This is a genomic window from Kribbella ginsengisoli, from assembly GCF_039537185.1.
Lineage (GTDB): Bacteria > Actinomycetota > Actinomycetes > Propionibacteriales > Kribbellaceae > Kribbella > Kribbella koreensis.
Genome location: NZ_BAABAA010000018.1, coordinates 42941 through 64730 on the forward strand (window position 1 = coordinate 42941; position 21790 = coordinate 64730).

General features: G+C 66.8%; 19 protein-coding genes. 10 read left to right on the forward strand and 9 right to left on the reverse strand.

Annotated elements, in window-relative coordinates:
* Positions 1-90: 90 nt before the first annotated feature.
* The 3 genes from ABD768_RS38365 to ABD768_RS38375 all read left to right on the forward strand — a co-directional run bounded on the left by ABD768_RS38365 (position 91) and on the right by ABD768_RS38375 (position 7582).
* A complete protein-coding gene (locus ABD768_RS38365; protein WP_344849151.1) occupies positions 91-3207 on the forward strand; it encodes a PD-(D/E)XK nuclease family protein in 3117 nt (1038 codons plus the stop codon).
* On the forward strand, positions 3200-6805 hold the full coding sequence (locus ABD768_RS38370) for a UvrD-helicase domain-containing protein (protein WP_344849153.1): 3606 nt from the start codon (positions 3200-3202) through the stop codon (positions 6803-6805). Before ABD768_RS38365 ends, ABD768_RS38370 begins: the two co-directional genes overlap by 8 nt.
* 144 nt (positions 6806-6949) lie before the next feature.
* Positions 6950-7582, forward strand: a complete 633-nt coding sequence (locus tag ABD768_RS38375; RefSeq protein ID WP_344849155.1) for a LysE/ArgO family amino acid transporter — start codon at positions 6950-6952, stop codon at positions 7580-7582.
* A 145-nt stretch (positions 7583-7727) separates the two neighbouring features.
* Here the strand turns inward: ABD768_RS38375 and ABD768_RS38380 are convergent, their stop codons facing one another.
* The 7 genes from ABD768_RS38380 to ABD768_RS38410 form a co-directional block, all read right to left on the reverse strand.
* Positions 7728-7925, reverse strand: a complete 198-nt coding sequence (locus ABD768_RS38380) for a hypothetical protein (RefSeq protein WP_344849157.1) — start codon at positions 7923-7925, stop codon at positions 7728-7730.
* Positions 7926-8062: 137 nt separating this feature from the next.
* Positions 8063-8533: a hypothetical protein gene (locus ABD768_RS38385; RefSeq protein ID WP_344849158.1), complete on the reverse strand. Its 471-nt coding sequence runs from the start codon at positions 8531-8533 to the stop codon at positions 8063-8065.
* Positions 8534-8568: 35 nt separating this feature from the next.
* Positions 8569-8943, reverse strand: a complete 375-nt coding sequence (locus ABD768_RS38390; protein ID WP_344849160.1) for a hypothetical protein — start codon at positions 8941-8943, stop codon at positions 8569-8571.
* Between the two features lie 190 nt (positions 8944-9133).
* Positions 9134-9583 carry a hypothetical protein gene (locus tag ABD768_RS38395; RefSeq protein WP_344849162.1) on the reverse strand — a complete coding sequence of 150 codons (450 nt, stop codon included), beginning with the start codon at positions 9581-9583 and terminating at the stop codon, positions 9134-9136.
* A gap of 257 nt (positions 9584-9840) precedes the next feature.
* A complete protein-coding gene (locus ABD768_RS38400; RefSeq protein ID WP_344849164.1) occupies positions 9841-10329 on the reverse strand; it encodes a hypothetical protein in 489 nt (162 codons plus the stop codon).
* On the reverse strand, positions 10326-11243 hold the full coding sequence (locus ABD768_RS38405; RefSeq protein ID WP_344849166.1) for an RHS repeat-associated core domain-containing protein: 918 nt from the start codon (positions 11241-11243) through the stop codon (positions 10326-10328). The genes ABD768_RS38400 and ABD768_RS38405 overlap by 4 nt, the downstream gene beginning before the upstream one ends.
* A gap of 52 nt (positions 11244-11295) precedes the next feature.
* Positions 11296-12228: a DUF6531 domain-containing protein gene (locus tag ABD768_RS38410; RefSeq protein ID WP_344849167.1), complete on the reverse strand. Its 933-nt coding sequence runs from the start codon at positions 12226-12228 to the stop codon at positions 11296-11298.
* A gap of 222 nt (positions 12229-12450) precedes the next feature.
* Here ABD768_RS38410 and ABD768_RS38415 point away from each other — a divergent pair, with 222 nt between their 5' ends.
* The gene (locus ABD768_RS38415) at positions 12451-13077 is read left to right on the forward strand and encodes a DUF6308 family protein (RefSeq protein WP_343966410.1); all 627 of its coding nucleotides are present in this window, start codon (positions 12451-12453) and stop codon (positions 13075-13077) included.
* Between the two features lie 6 nt (positions 13078-13083).
* On the opposite strand, the gene ABD768_RS38420 is transcribed toward ABD768_RS38415, so the two are convergent.
* Positions 13084-14694 carry an LLM class flavin-dependent oxidoreductase gene (locus ABD768_RS38420; protein WP_344849170.1) on the reverse strand — a complete coding sequence of 537 codons (1611 nt, stop codon included), beginning with the start codon at positions 14692-14694 and terminating at the stop codon, positions 13084-13086.
* A gap of 92 nt (positions 14695-14786) precedes the next feature.
* On the opposite strand from ABD768_RS38420, the gene ABD768_RS38425 reads away from it, so the two are divergent.
* Together ABD768_RS38425 and ABD768_RS38430 are read left to right on the forward strand one after the other, a co-directional pair.
* A complete protein-coding gene (locus ABD768_RS38425) occupies positions 14787-15218 on the forward strand; it encodes a MarR family winged helix-turn-helix transcriptional regulator (RefSeq protein WP_344849172.1) in 432 nt (143 codons plus the stop codon).
* 17 nt (positions 15219-15235) lie between these two features.
* On the forward strand, positions 15236-16159 hold the full coding sequence (locus tag ABD768_RS38430; protein WP_344849174.1) for a PLP-dependent cysteine synthase family protein: 924 nt from the start codon (positions 15236-15238) through the stop codon (positions 16157-16159).
* On the opposite strand, the gene ABD768_RS38435 is transcribed toward ABD768_RS38430, so the two are convergent.
* On the reverse strand, positions 16136-19204 hold the full coding sequence (locus ABD768_RS38435; RefSeq protein ID WP_344849176.1) for an AfsR/SARP family transcriptional regulator: 3069 nt from the start codon (positions 19202-19204) through the stop codon (positions 16136-16138). The two genes, ABD768_RS38430 and ABD768_RS38435, sit on opposite strands and share 24 nt — an antisense overlap.
* Before the next feature lie 123 nt (positions 19205-19327).
* Between ABD768_RS38435 and ABD768_RS38440 the strand changes: the two genes are divergently transcribed.
* The 4 genes from ABD768_RS38440 to ABD768_RS38455 all read left to right on the forward strand — a co-directional run bounded on the left by ABD768_RS38440 (position 19328) and on the right by ABD768_RS38455 (position 21716).
* Entirely contained in the window at positions 19328-19903 is a 576-nt protein-coding gene (locus tag ABD768_RS38440; protein ID WP_343966421.1) for an NADPH-dependent FMN reductase, read from the forward strand.
* Positions 19904-19933: 30 nt separating this feature from the next.
* Complete coding sequence (locus ABD768_RS38445) at positions 19934-20473, forward strand: dihydrofolate reductase family protein (RefSeq protein ID WP_344849178.1); 540 nt, start codon at positions 19934-19936, stop codon at positions 20471-20473.
* A 98-nt stretch (positions 20474-20571) separates the two neighbouring features.
* Positions 20572-21144 (forward strand): hypothetical protein, encoded by a 573-nt coding sequence (locus tag ABD768_RS38450; protein WP_343966425.1) that lies wholly within the window; start codon positions 20572-20574, stop codon positions 21142-21144.
* Positions 21141-21716: a hypothetical protein gene (locus tag ABD768_RS38455; protein WP_344849182.1), complete on the forward strand. Its 576-nt coding sequence runs from the start codon at positions 21141-21143 to the stop codon at positions 21714-21716. The genes ABD768_RS38450 and ABD768_RS38455 overlap by 4 nt, the downstream gene beginning before the upstream one ends.
* The last annotated feature ends 74 nt before the right edge of the window (positions 21717-21790 follow it).

The following is a 21790-nucleotide window of genomic DNA, read 5'->3' on the forward strand; positions in this document are numbered from 1 at the left end:
CCCTTGTTTTCCACAGTCTTGGCCGGGGGTTCAGGAAAGTGTCGGCCGGTTGGTCTAGCGTCTGTTGCGACAGTCAGGAAGGGGCTTCGAATGAGCGCGACCCGGATCGAGACCACGGCGTACGGCGCTGCCGCCCTCGCCAAGCTCGGCGAGGTCGTGACTGCGCTCAAGGCCGACGACCCGATGAAGCCGGTCACGCTGCTTCTCCCCAACAACCTGGCCGGCGTCACGGCCCGCCGTTTCCTGGCCAGGACAACGATCGGCGCCCTGTACCTGGCGACGTTGCCACGTCTGGCCGAGCAACTCTCCGCCGGCGCCCTCGCGCCCCGCCGACCAGCCACCCGCCCGATCGTCGCCGCCACCTGGCGAACCGCTTTGTCCAAAGCGCCTGGCGTCTTCGAAGCCGTCGCCGACCATCCCTCAACAATCCAAGCGCTTGCTGCAGCTCACCGCGAGCTCCGCGATCTTTCCCCGTCGGCACTCGACAAGGTGTCGTCAGCATCGACTCTCGGACCGGACCTGGTCAGGCTCCACCGCCATGTGACGGACGAGCTCCTACCGGACTGGTACGACGAGACCGAGCTACTGCACGCCGCCTCAGCCCGCTGCGAGCCCGGTGTCGTCGCCGAGCTCGGCGCCCTGATCCTGTACCTCCCCCAGGAGCTCACCCAAGCCGAGGCCGGCTTCGTCTCCGCGCTCGGTGACGCCGCCGCCGACCTGACGGTGATCGTCGGCCTGACCGACGTCCGCCGCGCCGACCGCGCAGTCCGCCGATCCCTGGAGCGCATCGGCATCGACCTCCCGACGTCGATCTCCAAGAACTACCCGGTCGCCACCGAGGTGCTCAACGCGTCCGACGCCGATGACGAGGTCCGCTGCGTCGTCCGGGACGTGGTCGCGTCCCTGAAACAAACGCCCGCTCATCGGATCGCAGTCCTGTACTCCGCATCGACGCCGTACGCCCGACTGCTGCACGAGCATCTGGCGGCCGCGAAGATCGAGGTCAACGGGCCCGGGACGCGGCCAGTTCACGAAAGAGCGATTGCTCGGACGCTGCTCGAAGTACTGGCTCTGGTGGATCACGATCTGCCGCGTGCCGATCTGTTCCGCGCGCTGGCGAACGCGCCGACGCGCGACTTCACTGGGGAGCGGATTCCGGTGCCGCAATGGGAGCGCCTGTCGCGGGTCGCCGGGGTCGTGCGCGGCGACGACTGGGACGAGCGGCTCAGGCGTTACGTGGAGTCCGAGCGCCGGACGGCTGAGCAGGAGCAGGCGTCGGATGACCCGATCGCGGGGGTGATCCGGCGCGCGCAGTACAACGCGGGCAACGGGCAGAAGCTGCACGAGTTCGCCGTCGAGCTGCGGCGGCGGCTCTTCGCTGCCTCGGAGTTGGGGACCTGGTCGGACCTCGCCAACTCAGTGCTCGGGCTGTTCCAAGCACTGCTCGGCGATGCATCGGCCCTGCCCGTCGAGGAGCAGTATGCGGCGGTCGCGGTCGAGGGTTCGCTGCGCGGCCTCTCAACACTGGACGAGCTCGGCACTCCGGCCAGCCTCTCGGTACTACGAGATGTCCTCGATCTCGAATTGCAGCAGTCGTTGCCACGCGTCGGGACGTTCGGCACCGGCGTACTGGTCGCGCCGCTGTCGGCCAGCATCGGACTGTCGGTCGATCTCGTGTTCGTGGTCGGCCTGTCCGAGGACCTGTATCCCGGCAAGGTGCATGAGGATGCGCTGCTCCCCCACCGCGTGCGCGAGGCGGCGGCGCCCGAGCTTGCATCCTTCCGCGATCGGCTCGACGAGAAGCAACGGCACCTGCTCGTCGCGTTCTCCTCTGGTGCCTCGCGGGTCGTCGCGTCGTTTCCTCGCGGCGATCTGCGCCGATCATCGCGCCGGCTGCCGACACGATGGTTGCTGGGCACGTTGCGGTCGATCACCGGCGACCACGCGTTGGCCGCGACGGAGTGGGATCAGGCGGCGTACGGCGATCGGCTGCTGACCTCGGCGTCGTACGCGGGATCGTTGACCACGACAACCTTGCCGGCGACCGAGCAGGACTGGCGGGTGCGCGCGTTGACGGCGGGCCTGACGCTGGCCGACGACGTGGTCGATCGGGCTCGGGTGTTGCTGCGTGCTCGGGGCGGCGACGAGTTCACGCGTTTCGACGGGAACCTGTCCGGGGTACCGGGCTTGCCCGACTACGCGCTCGAGGATCGGATCGCGTCGCCGACGTCGCTGGAGTCGTATGCGACCTGTCCGCACGCGTACTTCGTCGAGCGGCTGCTGCAGGTGGAGCCGTTGGAGGCGCCCGAGGATCTGCTGGTGATTTCGCCTTTGCAGGTGGGGAATCTGATCCACAACAGCCTCGATGCCTTCGTCAACCGGTTGAGCGGTTCGCTGCCCGGCTTCGGAGAGCCGTGGACAGCTGAGCAGCGGTCTTTGCTGGTGGCGATCGGCGCGGAGCTGGCCGACCGGTTCGAGGCCGAGGGGCTGACCGGGCATCCGCGGTTGTGGCAGCGCGAGCGGTTGCGGATCCTGGGCGATCTGCTGGTGCTGCTCACCGACGACGAGCGATGGCGTGCCGAGCATGACGCTTCGGTGGTGGCGAGCGAGCTGCGGTTCGGCTACGACGGCGAGCCGCCGGTGGAGATCCCGGTGCCGTCCGGCCGGGTGTTGCTGCGCGGGTCCGCCGACAAGGTCGACCTCGGCAAGGACGGCACGATCTACGTCACCGACGTCAAGACAGGTGGCTTCTCCCGGTACGAGTCGATCGAGTCGGATCCGGTGGCGGCCGGGACGAAGCTGCAACTTCCGGTCTATGCGTATGCGGCTCGCGCCCGCCTGGGTGAGCCGACGACACCGGTCGAGGCGTCGTACTGGTTCGTCCGCCGAGGCGGCCGTCGTATCCCGGTCCCGCTGACGACGGAGGTGGCCGCCCGGTACGTCGACACGCTCGACGTGATCGTCTCCTCGATCGCCGCCGGCTACTTCCCCGCCAAGGCACCGGAGATCCCCGACTTCCTCTGGGTGCAATGCCCCTACTGCAACCCCGATGGCATCGGCCACAGCGAAGTACGAGCCCGCTGGGACCGCAAACGCCACGACCCCACCCTCGACCGCCTGGTCCGCCTGATCGACCCAACGGCACTCACCCCTCCTCTCGACCCTGCTTCGCCTGCTCCGATTCAAGAGGTGCCGACCGATGTCTGAGCTCCTGGATGCCGACGCTCGCGAGCGGATCCGCACCGACACGTCCTCAACGCTCTTCGTCGAGGCCGGTGCGGGCTCGGGCAAGACGCACGCGCTGGTCGAGCGCGTCATCACGCTGGTGCTGCGCGACGGCGTACCGCTGAGCACGATCGCGGCCGTCACGTTCACCGAGAAGGCCGGCGCCGAGCTGCGCGACCGGCTGCGGGTGGAGTTCGAGAAGGCGCGCAAGGGCCCGGCCCGGGCTGCGGCCGACGATGCGCTCGACGATCTGGACTCGGCGTCGATCGGGACCCTGCACTCCTTCGCCCAGCAGATCCTGCTCGCGCATCCGATCCAGGCCGGCCTGCCGCCATTGATCGACGTCCTCGACGAGGTCGGCTCCTCGGTCGCCTTCGAGGAGCGCTGGTCCGAGCTGCAACAGCAGTTGCTGGATGACGACACCATCGCCGAACCGTTGCTGCTCGCAATGGCCGTCGGCGTCGAGCTGAAGCACCTGCGTTCGCTCGCGCGGCTGTTCGGCAACGACTGGGACCTGATCGGCGATCGCGTTCTGGTCGATCCGCCCGAACTCGTCGCGATGCCGGACCTGAGCGGCCTGATCGCCGCAGCCGGCAAGATCGGCTCGACGATGGCGGACTGCCTCGATGCCGAGGACCGGATGCTGGCGAAGGTCCGCCAGATCCACAACCTCGGCCTCACCCTCGAAGCCGCCACCGATCAAGAGACTCAGCTCGCGCACCTGCAGGCCCTGCGCAGCCTGAAGGTCGGCCGGATCGGCCGCAAGGAGAACTGGCCCGACATCGCCAAACTCCGCGCCGACTGCACCGAGGTCGTCGACGTCGCCGGCTCGCTCGTCGAGCTGCTCCTGGATGCTTGCCTACGGCACCTTTCTCACTGGCTGGCCGTCCGGGTCCTCGAATCCGCCGAACTCCGCCGGGCAGAAGGCCGCCTGGAATTCCACGACCTCCTGGTACTCGCCCGCGACCTCCTCCGCCGCGAGCCAGCCGTGCGTTCGGCGCTCCAAGAGCGCTACCGCCACCTACTGCTCGACGAATTCCAAGACACCGACCCCATCCAGATCGAACTGGCAGTCCGCATCGCCGGCGGCGCGGACGCCGACGCCCCCGACTGGCGCGACGTCGAAATCCCCGACGGCAGCCTGTTCGTAGTAGGCGACCCCAAACAGTCGATCTACCGCTTCCGCCGAGCCAACATCGCCACCTACCTCACCGCCCAGGACCTCCTGGGCGACACAGTCACCCTCACCACCAACTTCCGCACAGTCCCCGACGTCCTGGACTGGATCAACACCGTCTTCACCACCCTCATCACCCCCGAACCAGCCGCCCAACCCACCTACCACCCCCTAACCCCCCACCGCCCCTCCGCCGCCGCAGCCCCTACCCTCACCGCCGTCACCGATACCCCCGCACCCACTACGCCTTCGCCGGACCCCACGCCCGACCACACAACTCCGGTGAGCGGCGACCAACTCTCCTTCCTGGACTTCTCCGACGAGCCGACCGACTCCGACGGATCGACCGTGTTCGGCGAGTCCGGCGGATCCGGGTCCGGCGAGCCGAGCGAGTCCGGCGACTTCTCCAGCACCCCCGGCGACTCCGACGCCTCAGGCGACGCGTCGGTGGACGAGCCTGCCGCGACAACGCATCTCGCCAGCGTCACCCCGCTCCGTCGGCACCTCTCCGCGGTGCCCACTCCGTCTGACGCGACCAACGAGCCCCTCAGCCAACTCGCCGGCCACCTCAGTACCGCCCAATCCAGCGCCGGCCCAGCAGTAACTATCCTCGGAGCCGAGCCGCACGACGACCTCCCCCGCGCGCAAGCCTCCGTCCTCCGCGAACGCGAGGCAGCCGACGTCGCCGCAGTCATCGACCAGGCCCTCAACAACAACTGGCAGGTCTACGACGACAAGACCGAGTCCTGGCGCCCAGCCGGCGCCGGCGACATCGCAGTACTCGTCCCAGCCCGCACCTCACTCCCGTTCCTCGAGGAAGCCCTCGACCGCGCCGACATCCCGTACCGCGCCGAGGCCAGCTCCCTCGTCTACCAAACCGCCGAGGTCCGCGACCTCCTCGCCTGCGCCCGCGCCCTCGGCGACCCCAGCGACCAACTAGCCCTGGTGACCGCCCTCCGCTCCCCCCTCTTCGGCTGCGGCGACGACGACCTCTTCACGTGGAAGCGATCCGGTGGCTCCTTCAACCTCACCGCCCCCGTCCCCGACGCCCTCCTCACCCACCCGGTCGGCGAAGCGATGGAGTGGCTCCGCCGCACGTACTACGCCTCCCGCTGGCTGACCCCGAGCGAAGTCCTCGCCAAGATCGTCGCCGACCGCCGCATGCTCGAGGTCGCCGCGACCGGCCCACGCGCCCGCGACGCCTGGCGCCGGGTCCGCTTCGTCGTCGACCAGGCCCGCGCCTGGTCCGAGGTCGAACACGGCGGCCTGCGTTCGTACCTCGCCTGGGCCGCACACCAAGGCGAAGAAGCATCACGAGTCGCCGAAGCCGTCCTCCCCGAGACCGACGCCGACGCGGTACGGGTGATGACGATCCACGCCGCGAAGGGCCTCGAGTTCCCCATCGTCATCCTCTCCGGCATGACCGCCGCCCCGAACCGCCAACGCGGCGTACAGGTCCTCTGGCCCACCGACGGCGGGTACGCCGTGAAGCTCAAGTCCTCCGTCCAAACCGAAGACTTCGACCTCGTCCAACCCGTCGACGAGCAGATGGACGACTTCGAACGCCGCCGTCTCCTGTACGTCGCCACGACCCGCGCCCGCGACCACCTCGTCATCTCACTCCACCGCTCGGGCACCCGCCGCCACTCCAGCAACGCCGAACTCTTCGCCTCGGCCGACGCCGCCACCGCCGCCAACCCGGCCCTCTTCACCGGCCCTCAGGTCACGGCGACAACCAGCACCAACCACGTCGAGCAGGTACGCCCGCCAGTCAACCGCCAGGAGTGGGAAGCCCGGATCACCGACGCCCGCCAAGCGAGCCGCAAACGCTCCGCCCAAAGCGCCTCCGGCCTCGAGGGCACCGGCCCCGACGTTGCTCTCCAAGGTTCGGACCCCGGCGCCGCCAAGGCCGCCCGCGACGTCGAGCTCCCACCCTGGTCCAAGGGCCGCTACGGCACGGCCATCGGCCGCGCAGTACACGGCGTCCTCCAAGTAGTCGACCTAGCCACCGGCGCCGGCCTAGACGCCGCCGTCGCCGCCCAATGCCTAGCCGAAGGCGTAGTCGAGTACGCCGACGTCGTGACCGCCCTAGTCCGCTCGGCCCTCGCCTCAGAGGTGGTCCAACGAGCAGCAGCCCGCGAACACTGGCGCGAATCCTACGTAGGCACCCTCCAACCAGACGGCACCGTCCTGGAGGGTTTCGTAGACCTCATCTACCGCGAAGACGACGGCACCCTGATCATCGTCGACTACAAAACCGACGCCATCCCCGCCGAAGCCCTCGACGCCCGGATCGCCCACTATGCCCCCCAACTTCACACCTACACCGACCTACTCCCCAACACCGGCCGTCCCGTCCTCCTCTTCCTGGCCCCCACCACAGCCCACGCCCACCAGCTCTGAAATCCGGTTGCCCGCGCCATCCGCGGACCGCCATCATCGCCCTATGACCACGACGAAAGCCCTTCTGCTCTTGACCTACACCGACCTCTCGGTGCGGGCCCAGCAGCAGACCGGCCGAGCGCGGAGGCCAGCCACCTCGCGGTCATGACCGCCGCCCTGGTCGCGGGTCTCCTTGCCGGCTACGGCATCGCCATGCCAGTAGGCGCCATAGCGACCTACCTCGTAGCCCTCACGGCCCGTACCTCCTTAAAACTAGGAGCATTCGCCGCCTTAGGCGTAGCAACAGCCGACGGCCTCTACGCCCTAATCGCCACCCTCGGCGGCTCAGCCCTGTCCCCACTAATAGAACCGATCACGATCCCCCTCAAGTGGACCTCGGTCCTAGTCCTCCTAACCCTGGCAACCCGCAGCGCAACCACAGCCATCACCCACCACCGCCGCCTGCACTCATCCGACGCCTCGGCAACCACTCCCCCAAGCCCACCCCGCGCCTACTTCGCCCTACTCGCCATGACCATCCTCAACCCCACCACAATCATCTACTTCACCGCCTTGGTCCTAGCCAGCCAAGACGCCACAACCCCAACCCACCTTGAAGAATCAGCCTTCGTCCTAGCCGCCTTCATCGCCTCCACCTCCTGGCAACTAGCCCTAGCCACCAGCGGCGCCCTCCTAGGCCGCCTCCTAACCACCCCCACCGCCCGCCTACTAACAGCCCTACTCTCCAGCACCCTCATCACCGCCCTAGCCCTACACCTACTACTAACCACCCTCTAACCCAGATTGACGACCATGCCCTCACCCACGAAGACTTCGAATGAGCCCTAACCCACAGCTGCCTGACACCATTCACGCCCTGACCAAAACCTCCCCACCCGACGCCGAACTCCACCTCCCCGGAGATGTGGCGCCTTCAGCGGCGTCAGCTCAGCTCTCGAACCTCGATCTCCAGTCGGTACAAGGACCGGATGTCCTCAGCCAACGCCCGCCCGTCGAACCGTGGAACTCTTGCTTCCCACCAAGCCGCGCCGGGCCGCATCTGCTGCTCAGTCAGCAGGGCCCGATACCGATCGTCAATCGCCTCGATCTCGGCCCGAACCCACCTGCTCGTACTTCGCAAGCTCGGAATCCTGCAGTATCCCCCGCGATCATCGGGCGAACGACTCCCACTGCGCGATCACTCCGGTAGGAGGCAGCGGGCGCCCTCGCCCCCGAGAATCCATGAACTCCCGGTACTGCTCAAGGAACTCCGCCGTGTCATCCACTCCCTACCTCCGCGTCCGCCAGCCCCCGCGCGTGTCTCCGGAGCGCGAGAAGACGCTCATCGCCGACCGGCGCCAGCGGCAGATCCGGGTCCAGCGGACACTCGAAGGAGCCGTCGTCCGTCATCCACGCCAGCACCCCTCCGGACATGCAGTCCGGGTGCAAGAGCGAGGGCGGATCACAGAACGGCAGCCCCTCAGCCCCAACCCACGCAACCCGGCAACCACCCGCGATCACCGCCGCAAGCGTCGTCCGCACAGCCACGACAAACTCATCGCCAGTCCGCCAGATGGCGATCGGCACCTCCCACATCGCCACCTCCCAGACCTCCCCGTAGAGCGTCCAGTCACAAACCTCGTCAGCCAGAATCCAAGCCCCCGAAGGAAACCCCGGCCGCCGCGACCCCCGCGGCAAGAGCCCGTAGACGATTACCCCAGGCACCTCTTCACCACCCACGATGACCACCAAACAATCCCGCGCGAGCCGCGGCCTCCCATCCGTCACTCTTCGACCACTTCGATTGCGCCTGCCGCCTTCAGAAGCCACTCGAGCGCCCCCACCGGTGCCGGCGAGCCAGGCGTATCGAGCCACACCTTCAGCAAAGTTGTGCTCGCCTGCTCGGCGCCGAGCCAGTACCAGGTCCGCTCAGACGGACGCAACCACTCAAGCCACTCAGACAAGGCCCATGGTTGCCGATCCTCGATTTCGTTTTGCTGATCTGGCGGGAGCGACTTCCACCAGACAAGCCACTCATGGTCTTCCTGTTCCGACTGCTCAGGACCAGATGCGAGTACGAACCAGTCCGGCAGTTCTCGTTGCCATTCGGCGAGGGCTGGCCAATCCCTCTCGCCGTAGCGGAGTACAACCTCCAGCACCTGACGACATCGGTGGAGGAGATCAGCGCTGTCCGCAGAGTAGGCGGACAACTCGATAGCAGATTGAGCCGCTACTCCTGTCGAATCGTCGGACAGGAGACGCCGACGTTCATCTGAGGGTGTCAGCAAACTACTTCACCACCCACGATGACCACCAAACAGTCCCGTGCGAGCCGCCGTCTCACGTCCGTCACGACTCTTCGACCACTTCCGGCTTTGAGCCACCTTGAGCTTTCCACCAATCGGTGTCAGTGCCTGCGTCTTCCAAGAACTCCAACTCAGAGTTGACATGACCGACGAATACTTGCGGCAAACGAACACCGTGATCCGTCAGGTAGTGCGCGAGCCCTTCAGGCCGGTACCAACTGCCGTCCGTCAGCTCGACCTCACCGTTTCCAATCCCGCAGAAACGGCACATCGAGACTCCACCGAACGCCCTGAAGACAAAGCCTTGCGTAAGGTAGTCGGCCACATCCTCCCGCTCCTGCTCGTCCCAGCTGTGATCCACAAAGCTCTGCGGATCAGGCCAACCAGGTGTCGTTGGTCCTCCCCAATAGCCGACCAGTCTCAATGCTGTGCGGCCGGCCTGAGTCGACCGGCATCCGGAGATAACTTGCGAACGCAAGGCTGCGCTCTTCACTGCTATGCATGCCCAGACTCGACATCACGCCTCAGGCCGCGCCACCACGAGTCGTCAACCTCTAGCTCATCAATCACCATGGCCTGGGCCCGCACATGCTCGTTGGTCCCATGTCCCATCCACGGAGTCATTGCCACCCCTCCAGTCCAGTACTCCGATCTGCCCGCGTAAACCGGACGCTCAACCGCTAACGCCCCCGCCTTATCAGACGCTCGCCTCCGGCAGGCATCGCGCGTGAACTCGGGTACCGTCTGTGCCTACTCCACGTCGGCGAGACCTACCGAGTGCCGCCTGAGCATCTGCAGACACTCGTCATCGACAGGAATCAGCGGCAAGTCAGGCTCCAGAGGGCAGCCGAAAGCGCCGTCGTCTGTCATCCAAGCCAAGACGCCTCCCGACATGCAGTTGACGTCGAACAACTGCGGCGCATCGCAGAACGGCACGCCCTCGGCTCCGATCCACGCAACCCGGCTACCGGCAGCAATCAGCGCTTCGAACGTCGTCCGTACGGCAGCGACGAACTCGGCACCGGTCCGCCAGACAGCAATCGGCACATCCCATCGCGGGACCTCCCACGCCTCGCCGATGAGAGTGAAATCTCGGACCTCGTCCGCGAGAATCCAAGCATCAGACGGAAACTGCGGCCGGTGCGATCCACGTGGAAACAGTCCGTAGACGATAAACCCCGGCATCTCCTCACCACCGACGAAAACAGTCAGCGAATCACGAGCGAGTGGCGGCGTCATCGAAGGCTCCAGAACGTCAACTGGTTCTCCGTTGGAACAAATGCCGATGCCAGTTCGCCTTGATACTTGCCTGACTTGAATACGAAGACAGCCACCTGTTTCCCTTCGATTTCGCCAAGGAAACCCTTGACGGGCGTTGCGCCCAGTTGGTGGTCGAACGTGGCGGTCGGATGCTCCAAGATTGGCACGAGCGCACGCCTGATCAGCTCCGGGCTCTTCTTACCGGACCAGGCGGGGAGAATGCCGGACTCGGTCAAATGCACTGATCCGTGTTGCAGGCGACGAGCCGTCAGGGCCGTAGCTCCTTCGCCCTCCGCAAATCCGATCACCGTTTTGGCGGGCCTGCGAGTTGCGGCCTGCGCACGTCCCAGCGCCGGGAAGCGGCTCGCGACTGCGCCTATGGCTATGTCGGCGGCTAGGGCAGAGCAGTTGCCTTTTACTACGCAGGCTTTGGAGTCGAGGATGCCGGCGGTGCCGGCGGAGAGCATGCCGGTGGCGGCTGAGACCTGCATGAAGATGGGGATGGCGGGGGCGCAGGAGCGGACGAAGGTGCAGGTTACGGCGCCGGCCAGGGCTGCTGTGGAGGTCCAGCCGGAGATGGTGGAGATGTTGGTGAGGGTGCCTTCGATCTCGTCGAGGCCCTGGAGGTCGTTGTTGGAGATGGGGTTGCCGGCGGCGTACGCGTAGGGCTGGGGGCTGCCGCCCTGGTCCGGGGAGATGAAGGTGGCGGTGGTTGGGTTGTACTCGCGTTGGCCCATCAAGTAGTTGCCGTTGGGCAACTCGAGGGCGCCGGCGTACGTCGGCGCGTCCGGCTTCGCGGCTTTCGGGTCGCGCGGGGCGCCGTAGGGCTCGTAGTCGTAGTGGGTCAGCGAGCCACCGCTGGTAGCGACGAGCGAACCTGAGCGGCCGGACACGAGTTCGGTGGTTTTGGGCCCTGCGCTTTGGGCGATGAGGCCGGCGCCGTAGCTATAGCGCTGGGACGTCTTGCCAGTCGTGCTTTGGAGGATCTGCGGAGAGAGCGGATCCCACAGATAGCCAGTCGTCTGGGAACCGGTGGTGGAGGTAGCACGACGGCCGTCGCCGGTGTGGACGTAGGTGGTCGTGGCGTTGACTGTTGTGGAGGACGTCGGCTTGCCTGCGGCGTTCCACTCGTACTTCGTGGTTCCGTCTGATGCAGATTGCCATCGGGGTCGTACGTGTACGAGCGAGCGGATGGCGGCACGAGCGGGGACGCCATCCCGGGCCGAGTGGACCCGTTGCCGCATCGTTGGAGTTGTACGTCCGGGTAGCCGTCAGCGGGGCGCCAGGACCAGGGAGCGCCGCATCGGACTCCACCGCAGCCAGCGCGCCGGTCAGGGAGTTGACCGGGTCCGACTGCATCGCGAACGGCCCGAACAGTGCCCTGGCTTGTTTGTCGGGCAGGGTGAAGCCGGGCGAGCCGGCGTAGATGTTGACGTAGCCGCCCGCGGAGCCTTTGCCGTTCGTGAGCGTGGCGCTGAGGAGGCCGGGCGACGACGGCAGCTCGCAGTCGAGCGGCACTGTGACGGTCCAGGTGAGGGACTGCGTGCGCGCGAGCCTCGGCTTCGGGTAGTTGGTGCACGGCCAGACGCTCACCTGCCATCTGCGGAGGTCCGTCAGCTTGATGACGCAGATGTTCAGCGACGGCGAGAACGTACGGGCTTGGAAGGTGAAGGTCTGGCCGGTGCCGGCGTGGCCGAAGCCGCCGTCGTTCGCGATCTGTGGACCCTTGGTCAGCAGCTCGCCGCTCGCGGTCACGCTCACGTCCACGTGGACGCAGGTGCCTTCCTCTGGGTTCGCGGCGGAGGCCTGCATGGTGCAGAGCGGATTCAGGAGCAGCAGAGTCAGGAGCAGCAGGAGGAGGCGACGGGTCCGGGACATGCTCGCCTCCAGTCGGTGATGGTCGGTGACTGAGAGTTTATGGGGATCGCGCAGCGCTGTGGGGTGGGTGGTTACGGGGTGTGGATAACTGGGGATGTCACCCTGTGTGCAGGTGGGGGTGGGCGTCCCCTACGATTCACCGCATCCGTGTAGTTCGGATTCGCCGATCGGAATGCCCAATCCGGCTGGCGGATCTGCCACGAAGAGTGTGAGGGTGTGGCCATGAACATCGGTAGTCGGAAGATCGTCGTGGACGAGGCAATCGCGCAGCTGCGGCTGTACGCCGAGACGAACGGCGCGGTGCTCAAGTACTACGACGGTCTTCCCGGGATGACGAACGTCGGTGGGTCGGACCCTGACCGGGTCACGCTCGAGGACCTGGCGCGGACGATGCTGATCGGATCCGACCTGCGCCCGCTGGACATCGTCTGGCTGCTCGAGGTCGACGCGGACAAGGAGTTCGCCGCCGTACCGGTCGACGCGCGTCTCGAGGATGCTGCCCCCGGTACTCCGCTCTTCGAGGCCGCGACAGAGCTGGACGAGAAGTTCAGCGGTCACCGTGGTTTCGGGCACGCCAAGAAGGCGAAGCTGCTGCACCTCAAGCGGCCGTACCTGTTTCCCGTCAGCGACAGCTTCATCCGGATGACCTACAGCGAGGCGTCGGCCGGCCCGGACTTCCTGGCCGCCGTGCATCGCGACCTGGTCAACCCGGCCAACGTCCGCGACTTCAAGCTGCTCCAGGTCCGCCTCATCGCCGAGCCGCCGACCTCTGCCGCGCGCGTACTCGCCGAGGCGCCCACGCTCCGCCTGCTCGACATCCTCGCCTCGCTGCTGGGCGAGGCGAAGTAGTAGCTCCTACATGACGCCTAGTCGGGCCAGCGGCTCGACTAGCTCTCGTTCCTCGTAGGAGAGGTGCGAGAGGAGGGTGTCGTCGAGGAGGTCTACGGCGGCACGGAGGGTGTCTATGGTGCCGGAGCCGTCTACCAGGGCTACTAGTGCCTTGTCGACGCCTTCGAGGACGTCGTGGATGATCAGGTGCTCTGCCTGGAGGCGGTCGACCACTGGCGTCAGAGCCGGGTCTGCTCGGCGGAGGCGGGGGAAGAGCGCCGCGTCCTCGATCGAGTGGTGCGTGGTGACCAGGCGGCAGTAGGTCTCGCAGTAGACGCCTAGTGTCCAGTTGTTCTGGCGCATGGTCATGGTGTTGATGTGGTCGCGCGCTGCGCCGACACCCAGTGAGCCGGCGGCCACCTGTTCCACCAGATCCCGGATCTGCTCCAGCTCGGCTCGCAGGTGATCGTGTACCTGGACCAAGTGCTCCCCCGACGCCAGTTGCTGCGGTGTGTACGTCCGCGTGGGGTCCAGAGCAGGTCCAGTCGGCCGCTCCGATTCATCCAGCACCTGTACTCCGCTCCGCTTCGCGGAGGGCGGCAGCGTCGGCACCACGCTGAAGTTCCCGCGGGCGGGCGCGGGTGAAGGAAAGGAGGGCGCAGTGGAGGCGGCCGAGGCGCTGGCGGAGGTGGCGCCGGTCGCCGAGTCACCCGAGGTGGCGGTGGAGCCAGCGCTGGACCCGGCGGTGGTCGCTGCAGCGGTAGCGCGGGCCGCCGCTACTGCTTCTCGGACGGCGGGGGCCAGGTCGGCGAAGCGGCGGATGTCTTCTGGGTTGTCTGAGGCGAGGATGTAGGTGCTCATGCCCTCGGTGAGGGTCAGCTCGGTGAGCTGGTCGATCCAGAGCTCCTCGCCGCCCTGCAGGAAGCCGCCGTGGCCGTTGAAGTTGCCTGAGATGTTGTAGAGGCGGCGTACTGCCGACGGCTCGCGGCCAGCGGCCACAGCCGCCTCGTCGATCAGCTTGTTGAGAGCAGGGAGCTCCGCGGGCGGTACATAGGCGCTAGACGGCAACCACCCATCAGCAAGCCGTCCAGTGACCGCCAGCATCCGAGGCTTGTAGGCGCCCAACCAGATGGAAACCTCATGCGACGGCTCAGGACCTCTCTTGGCCCCAGCAACCGTGTAGTGCTTCCCAGCAAGCCGAATCCCACCAGTACCGCCGGCCCAGACCTCGCGAATGATCGCAATGGCCTCCTCCAGCGCCTCAACGCTCTCCCCCGCCGTCAGCCGAGGCCCAGCGTTGGCCGCGACCGCCTCCAGGAACCCACCGGCCCCCAACCCGAGCTCCACCCGCCCACCAGTGATCCGGTCGAGCGTGGCGACGCTACGAGCCAGCACGACCGGGTGGCGCAACGGCAGGTTGGCCACGTTCGTCGACACCGACACGGACTGCGTATGGGCCGCGATGACCGACAGCAGCGTCCACGCATCGAGCAACCGCGGCTGGTACGGATGGTCCTGGACTGTCACCAGGTCGAGCCCGAGCTGCTCGGTCAGCTGCGCCAGCGCGATCACCCGCTCGGCGTTCTCGACGTCCGGCGTCAGGAACGTGCCGAAGACCAGCTCGTGCCCGTAGTCCATCGTCCACCTCTACCCTAAGTAGTTCGTGCCACGTAATATTGACTCGACGAACAAATTACTTCGTGCCACGAACAATCACAAGTGGAGCCGCCGTGAAACAGACGCAGGGCGCCGCCAACGGCCTGGTCAGGCTGACGTTCCTGGTGCAGAACCTGTACGCCGAAATCGGCCGCGACTGTGATCTCACCGCAGCGCAGGCGCAGATGCTGTGTTCGCTGGCGGACCGTTCGATCGGGATGGCCGAACTGTCCGGCCTGCTCTGCCTTGAGCGGTCCAGCCTGACCGGGCTGGTCGACCGCGCCCAGCAACGCGGCCTGGTCGCCCGGGAGAGCGACCCCCACGACCGCCGTGCCGTCAAGGTCACCCTGACCCCAGAAGGCTCCAAAGCCCTGCACCGCTTCAACGACGAGCTCACCGAGCGGCTGGACAAGCTACTGGCCGACCTGCCCACCGCCGAGCGCGACCGGTTCGCCAAGACACTCAATCGCGTCATTGCCGAAGCACCTGCCGTCCTCGGACACTAACCCGCGACACTGGAAGCATGATCCTCACCAGTGCGCTCCAGGCGATCGGCAACACCCCAGTCGTCCGGCTGCAGCGGATAGTGCCGGCTGGCTCGGCACAGGTGCTGGTAAAGCTGGAGGGCGGCAACCCGACCGGCAGCTACAAGGACCGGATGGCCCTGGCGATGATCGAGGGCGCCGAGCGCAGCGGTCGGCTGCAGCCCGGTCAGCGCGTAGTGGAGTTCACCGGCGGTAGTACCGGCTCTTCGCTCGCCTTCATCTGTGCGGTGAAGGGCTACCCGCTGTCGGTCGTCTCCTCGGACGCCTTCTCGCCCGAGAAGCTCCGGACCATGCAGGCGTTCGGTGCGGATCTAGTAGTCGTCTCTAGTGACCAGGGCCGGATCACACCCGACCTGTTCGTCCGGATGCGCCACGAGGTCGACCGGATCGTTGCAAGCGACAACGCCTTCTGGACGGACCAGTTCAACAACGAGGACGCCCTGGACGGCTACGCGATCCTCGGGCAGGAGATCCTCGACCAGACGGCCGGTACCGAGCTGCACACCTTCTGCGCCGCCGTAGGCACCGGCGGCATGATGGTCGGCGTAGGACGGACCCTCCGCCCACACCTCAACCGCATCGTCGCCCTGGAGCCGGCCAGCTCTCCCATGCTCACCAAGGGCTTCGGCGGTGCACACCGCGTGGAGGGCACTGCGACCGGCACCATCCCACCCCTGCTCGCCGAAGGCGCCTACGACGAGGCAAGAGCAGTAGAGGAGGCCGAGGCCCGCGAACTGGTCAAGTCGCTGTCCAGGCAAGAGGGAGTCTTCGCCGGTACCTCATCCGCACTCAACGTCCTCGGTGCGATCCAGCTGGCATCCGAGCTGTCCCCGGACCAGACCGTCGTGACAGTAGCCGCCGACACCGGCCTCAAGTACCTAGCCGGCGACCTCTACCTCTGAGAACGCCACTTCCAGCTCCAACTGGCTACCTGCCCGGTACTCCGTATCGAACCCCTCCGCACCAAGCACACTCCGAGCAGCGTCAGCAGCACGGTCGACATCAGCCTGCTCAGCCGCAGTACCCACATAGCCCTCCGCAGCCCGTACTGCGGCCGCAACCCCCAGCAACCGCGCAGCCAACGCCTTGTCGTCGACACACGCCGCAAGACCCTCCAGGCTCCAGCACATCCCCCGCCGAGACTCGTGCTCCAGCGAGATCCGGAACGCCTCCGCATGCAACTCCCGAGCACGCTCCAACGCACCCCGCAGCTCCAGCGCATACCCGAGCTCCACCAGCAGTATCGACAGGTACAGCACCGGCTCATCCTGCTTGCGCACCGCATCGAGCATCGCCTGCAACCGCCGCTCGGCAACCTCCAAGTCACCCGACCGCCGGGCCGAGAATGCCAGCACGAGCTCCGCCAGAACCTGCGTCGACCGGTGCCCCTGCTCGGTCGCCAACCGCAACGCCCGCTCGCCATAGGCCGTCGCCTCGGCGTACGACCCCTGCCGCACCGCAGTCCACCCGAGCCAGCCCAACTCCCCAGCCACCTCCGGCCAGAGATCGAGCGACTCAGCCATCTCGAGCCCCTCCGAGTGCAGCCGCGCAGCGAGCTCGAAGTCGCCGTTCAACTCCGCCAGAGCCCCCAGCCACCCAGTGGCCTGCAGCAACCCCCACTGGTCACCCACTAGCCGGAACAGCCGAGCACTCTCGACCGCATCTCTCTCCAACGCACGAAGGTCGGCCCGCACATGCGCATGCTTCGCACGGGCCACCAACACGGCCGCAATGCCCCACTGGTCCCCCGCAGCCTCAAAGGCGCCCAGCGCATGCTCCAGCATCGCTAGACAGGCAGCAAGGTCACCGGAATCGCTTGCAGTAAAGGCGATCCACCACTCCGCCCGCGGATCGGCGTCGCGAACCCGCTCCCGCACAGCAGCCGCACCAACATCACCCTGGGCATACATGAACCCAGCAAGCCAAGCAGTCGCCTTGGCAGACGACGGCAGAGCCTCCAGCGACCGCCGCGCCTCAGCGAACCGCCCCCGCAGGAACCAGTACCAAGCAAGCGCATCAGCCAGCCGCTCAGCCACCAACAACTCCCCAGCGCCCACAGCGCCGTCGAAGGCGCTCCGCAGGTTGCCGGCCTCGTCATCAAGCCGCCGCAGCCACTTACTCTGCGATGGCCCAGTCAAGAACCCACGAGCTGTCTCAGCGAACTCCGTGTAGTACAACCGATGCCGCTGCCGAACCACCTCCAGCTCACCAGCCGCATGCAGCTTGTCGACGCAGTACGCCGCCACCGACTCCAGCAGCCGGTATCGCGGCCCGTCCGCCCCATGCACCGACACAACCAACGACCGGTCGACCAACCGCATCAGTACGTCCAGTACGTCGACGCCGTCCTCACTGCACACCTGCTCGGCCGCATCCGCAGTACACCCGTCCGTCTGTACTGCGAGCCGCCGAAGGACCGTTTGCTCCGGCTCGGACAGCAGGTCCCAACTCCAGTCGATCATCGCCATCAACGTCTGCTGCCGAGGCGCGGCACCCCGATGCCCAGTGGCAAGCAACCGGAACCGGTCATCCAACCGAGCCACCAGCCCCTGCACTCCAAGCGCCCGCACCCGCGTAGCGGCCAGCTCCAACGCCAACGGGATCCCGTCGAGCCGTCGGCAGAGCACGGAGACCGCAGCAGCCGACTCCTCGTCCAAGGAGAACCCACGATCCGCCGCAGCAGCCCTGGCCACGAACAACTGCACAGCAGACGACTCCTGCAGGTCCGGCAACCCAGCACTCAGCGCAGGCACCTCCAAAGGAGGCACACTCCACACAGCCTCGCCCCTGAGCCCCAGCGGCTCCCGACTGGTCGCCAGCACCTTCAACCCCGGCGCAGCAGCCAGCAAATCGTCAACTAGCCCCGCAGCCGCCTCCACCACATGCTCACAGTTGTCCAGGACCAAGAGCAGCTCCAACGACTCCAGCGCCGCAACCAATCCCCCGGCCCCAGCCGAGTCCCGCAGATCCAGAGCAGCCTGTACTGCATCCGCCAACGACCCACCAACGTCCAGTGCATCGGCAGCGACGGCCGCCAACTCCACGAGCACAACCCCATCAGGGAAAGCGAGCCCATCGGCCGCGGCCAGCGCCAGCCGGGTCTTGCCCACTCCCCCAGGCCCGGTCAGCGTGACAAGCCGATCGGAGTACAGGCGGCTCCTGATGTCGGTGATCGCCTCACCCCGGCCGACCAATGAGGTCATGGCCGCCGGCAGGTTGCTGCGCCGCCGGGCCTGGGGCAGCTCCTGGGTCAGGATCGACTGGTGTAACTCTGCGAGCTCAGGAGTCGGGTCTAGGCCAAGCTCGTCAGCCAGTAGCGTCCGCAGCTGCTCGTAGCTCTCCAGCGCCTCACTCTGCCGCCCAGCCCGATACAGGGCCTTCAGATGAACCGCCCGGAGCCGCTCCCGCAGTGGGTGCTCCGACAGGACATCCGCCACCTCACCGATGAGCGCGTTGTGATCACCACGCACCAGCCGCGCTTCGAAGTAGTCCTCGGTAGCAGTGAGCCGCTGCTCGCTCAGCCGAGCCACAGCGGTCTCCACGAACGCCTCGTCCGCAAAGTCCGCGTACGCCGGTCCCCGCCACAGCGCCAGCGCCTCCTCGAGTCGCCCGTGTTCCAGATGCGCCGCGAAGCCCAGTGAGTCGTACGAGCCGCTGTCGACCTTCAGTGAGTAGCCAGCCGGTCCGGAGACGACCAGTGCTCGGCTCCCCGGCTCAGCGTCGTCGAACGCGCGCCGGAGTTGGGACACCTTCGCCGAGAGCGTCCCTGCGGGGTTGCCGGGCAGGTCCTCGCCCCAGAGGTCGTCGATCAACCTGTCCGCCGGTACCGGTCGCCCCTCGTGCACGAGCAGGTCAGCCAGCAGTGCACGCACCTTCAGCCCCGGGACGGTCACCGGCTCACCACTGTCCGTCCAGGCCGTCACCGGTCCGAGCACCCCGAAACGCATGAGCGGCACTCTAGCTTTCCGGCGGTTTCCGGGAGCACCGATAAAGACCGGAAAGAAACCGTAAACCCTCTCGGGCAGAGTCTTCCTCAACAGCAACGGACAGCACGGAGGAGGTGAGCAGGGATGAACCTACGACTCGCGGTGATCATCGGCAGCACCCGCCGCGGGCGGTTCGGCCCGACAGTGGCCGGCTGGTTCGCCCAGCAAGCGGCCAAGCGCGCCGACCTCGACGTAGACGTCGTAGACCTGGCCACTGCGAACCTCCCCCAGACACTGCCCGACACCGACGAGCCCACGCCCGCCACGGTCGCAGTACTGGCTCCCCGGCTCGCTGCTGCGGATGCGTTCGCAGTGGTGACGCCGGAGTACAACAGCAGCTTCCCGGCACCGCTGAAGACCGCACTCGACTGGTACTACGAGGAGTGGCACGCCAAGCCGGTGGCCATCGTGGCGTACGGCCGCGAGACCGGAGGCCTGTACGCCGCTGCGCAACTGCGGCAGGTCTTCACCGAGCTGCAGGCGGTAGCGATCCGCAACACCATCACCCTGCCCTGCTACTGGGAACAGTTCGCCGCAGACGGCAGCTGGCCCCGCCCCGGCTCCGGCTATGACGCCACCGCCAAGAACACACTCGACCAGCTCGTCTGGTGGGCACACGCACTCCGGGCCGCCCGCATCCGGCAGCCCTACCAACCCTGAAACCAAGCAACAGCAAAGAAAGGCAAGACCATGAGGAAGCTGATCGAGTCCACCTTCGTGACCCTGAACGGTTCCATCGACAACCCGCAGCACTGGAGCCCGCCGTACTGGGACGACGAGCACTCCGGCTACTCCCTGAAGCTGATGGAGAACACCGAGGCGCTGCTGCTCGGCCGGGCCACCTACGAGAGCTTCGCCGAGGCCTGGTCGCAGCGCAGTGGCGACCCGTACACGGACAACTTCAACGCGATGCCGAAGTACGTCGCCTCCCGCACGCTGACCGAGACCAAGTGGAACGCGAAGCTGCTGGAGGGGGATGCCGCGGAGGCAGTGCGCAAGCTGAAGGAGGAGGACGGCGGCGACCTGCTCAAGTTCGGCACCGGCTCGTTCTCCCAGACGCTGCTGGAGCACAAGCTCGTCGACGAATACCACTTCTGGATCTTCCCGGTACTGGCCGACGGCGAGCAGCTCTTCGCGGAGTCGAAAATCGGCATCAACCACCTCGAACTGCTCGGTACGACCACCTTCAAGTCCGGCATCGTCGTCCACAAGCTGGCGCCGAAAGCCTGACGTACCGCCGGACGCCCGGACCCCGCTCGGGGGTCCGGGCGTTTCGTCGTCCAGGGATCGGGCACCGAAGTGGCTGACTCAGAAGGGACTGAGAACCGATGGGAACCGTCATCACCATCATCGTGATCGTCCTGGTCGTACTCGTCGCTGCGGCGGCCCTGTACACGTACCAGCGACGACGCACCGAGCAGCTCCAAGAACGCTTCGGTCCGGAGTACGAACGCACGCTTGAGCAGTCGGGCGACCGCAAGGAGGCGCTGCGCGATCTGCGGGGCCGGGAGCAGCGGCGGGCCAAGCTCGACGTGCACCCGCTCAGCGGCGAGTCCGCCGAGCAGTACCGCGCAGAGTGGAGTGGACTCCAGCAGGGCTTCGTTGACGCGCCTGGGGACGCTGTAGCGCAAGCAGACCGGCTGGTACTGCGCATGATGCGCGAGGCCGGCTACCCGGTCGACGACTTCGACCAGCGTGCGGATGACATCTCCGTGGACCACCCGGAGGTCGCGCAGAACTACCGCCAGGCCCACAGCGTCGCTGTCGCCCAGACCCAGGGTCCGGTCGACACGGAAGACCTGCGCCAGGCAGTAACCGCCTACCGCCGCCTAGTAGTCGTTCTGCTCGAGAACCCCGCCGACCTGAACGGCCACACCAATACCAAGGAGCAGCACTCATGACCAACGATCCCCTGGACCCCGCAGCCACTCCGTACCCGAGCGCCGGCGCCCGTACTACGGACACCGCCCCGCCCGTCGACGTAGACCCCCGCAGCACGGCAGCAGACCGGCCGGACGACTACGACTCCGGTACTACGAACGCCGAGCGCCCGGACTACTCCGTAGACCAGATCGGCGACGACCAAGCGCCCGTGGACACCACTCGTGCCGCTGACGAGGCCGCCTACCCCACGGATGCAGACGCGACGCCGACCACCAGGAACGTCGCCGCCCACGCCACACCCACCGCCGACGGTGTTGCCGCCGACGAGCCCTTGGTCCCGACCACGGAAGGCGTGGACTTCAAGGCCCGCTGGGATGTCATCCAGCAAGGCTTCGTCGACGACCCGCGGACAGCGGTGACGGATGCCGACAAGCTGGTCGGCGACGTCCTCGACCGGCTCTCCAAGACCTTCGACGAGCAGCACCGCACACTCGAAGGCCAGTGGTCGAACGGCGAGCCCGACACCGAGGCCCTGCGCTCCGCCCTCCAGCGCTACCGCGCCTTCTTCGAGCGCCTGCTGACCATCTGACCCGCTTGCAGGTTGATGCAAAAGTAGAACCCTCTGCCCTGCTCACGTCGTCCAATAGACGTGTCAGGGCGGAG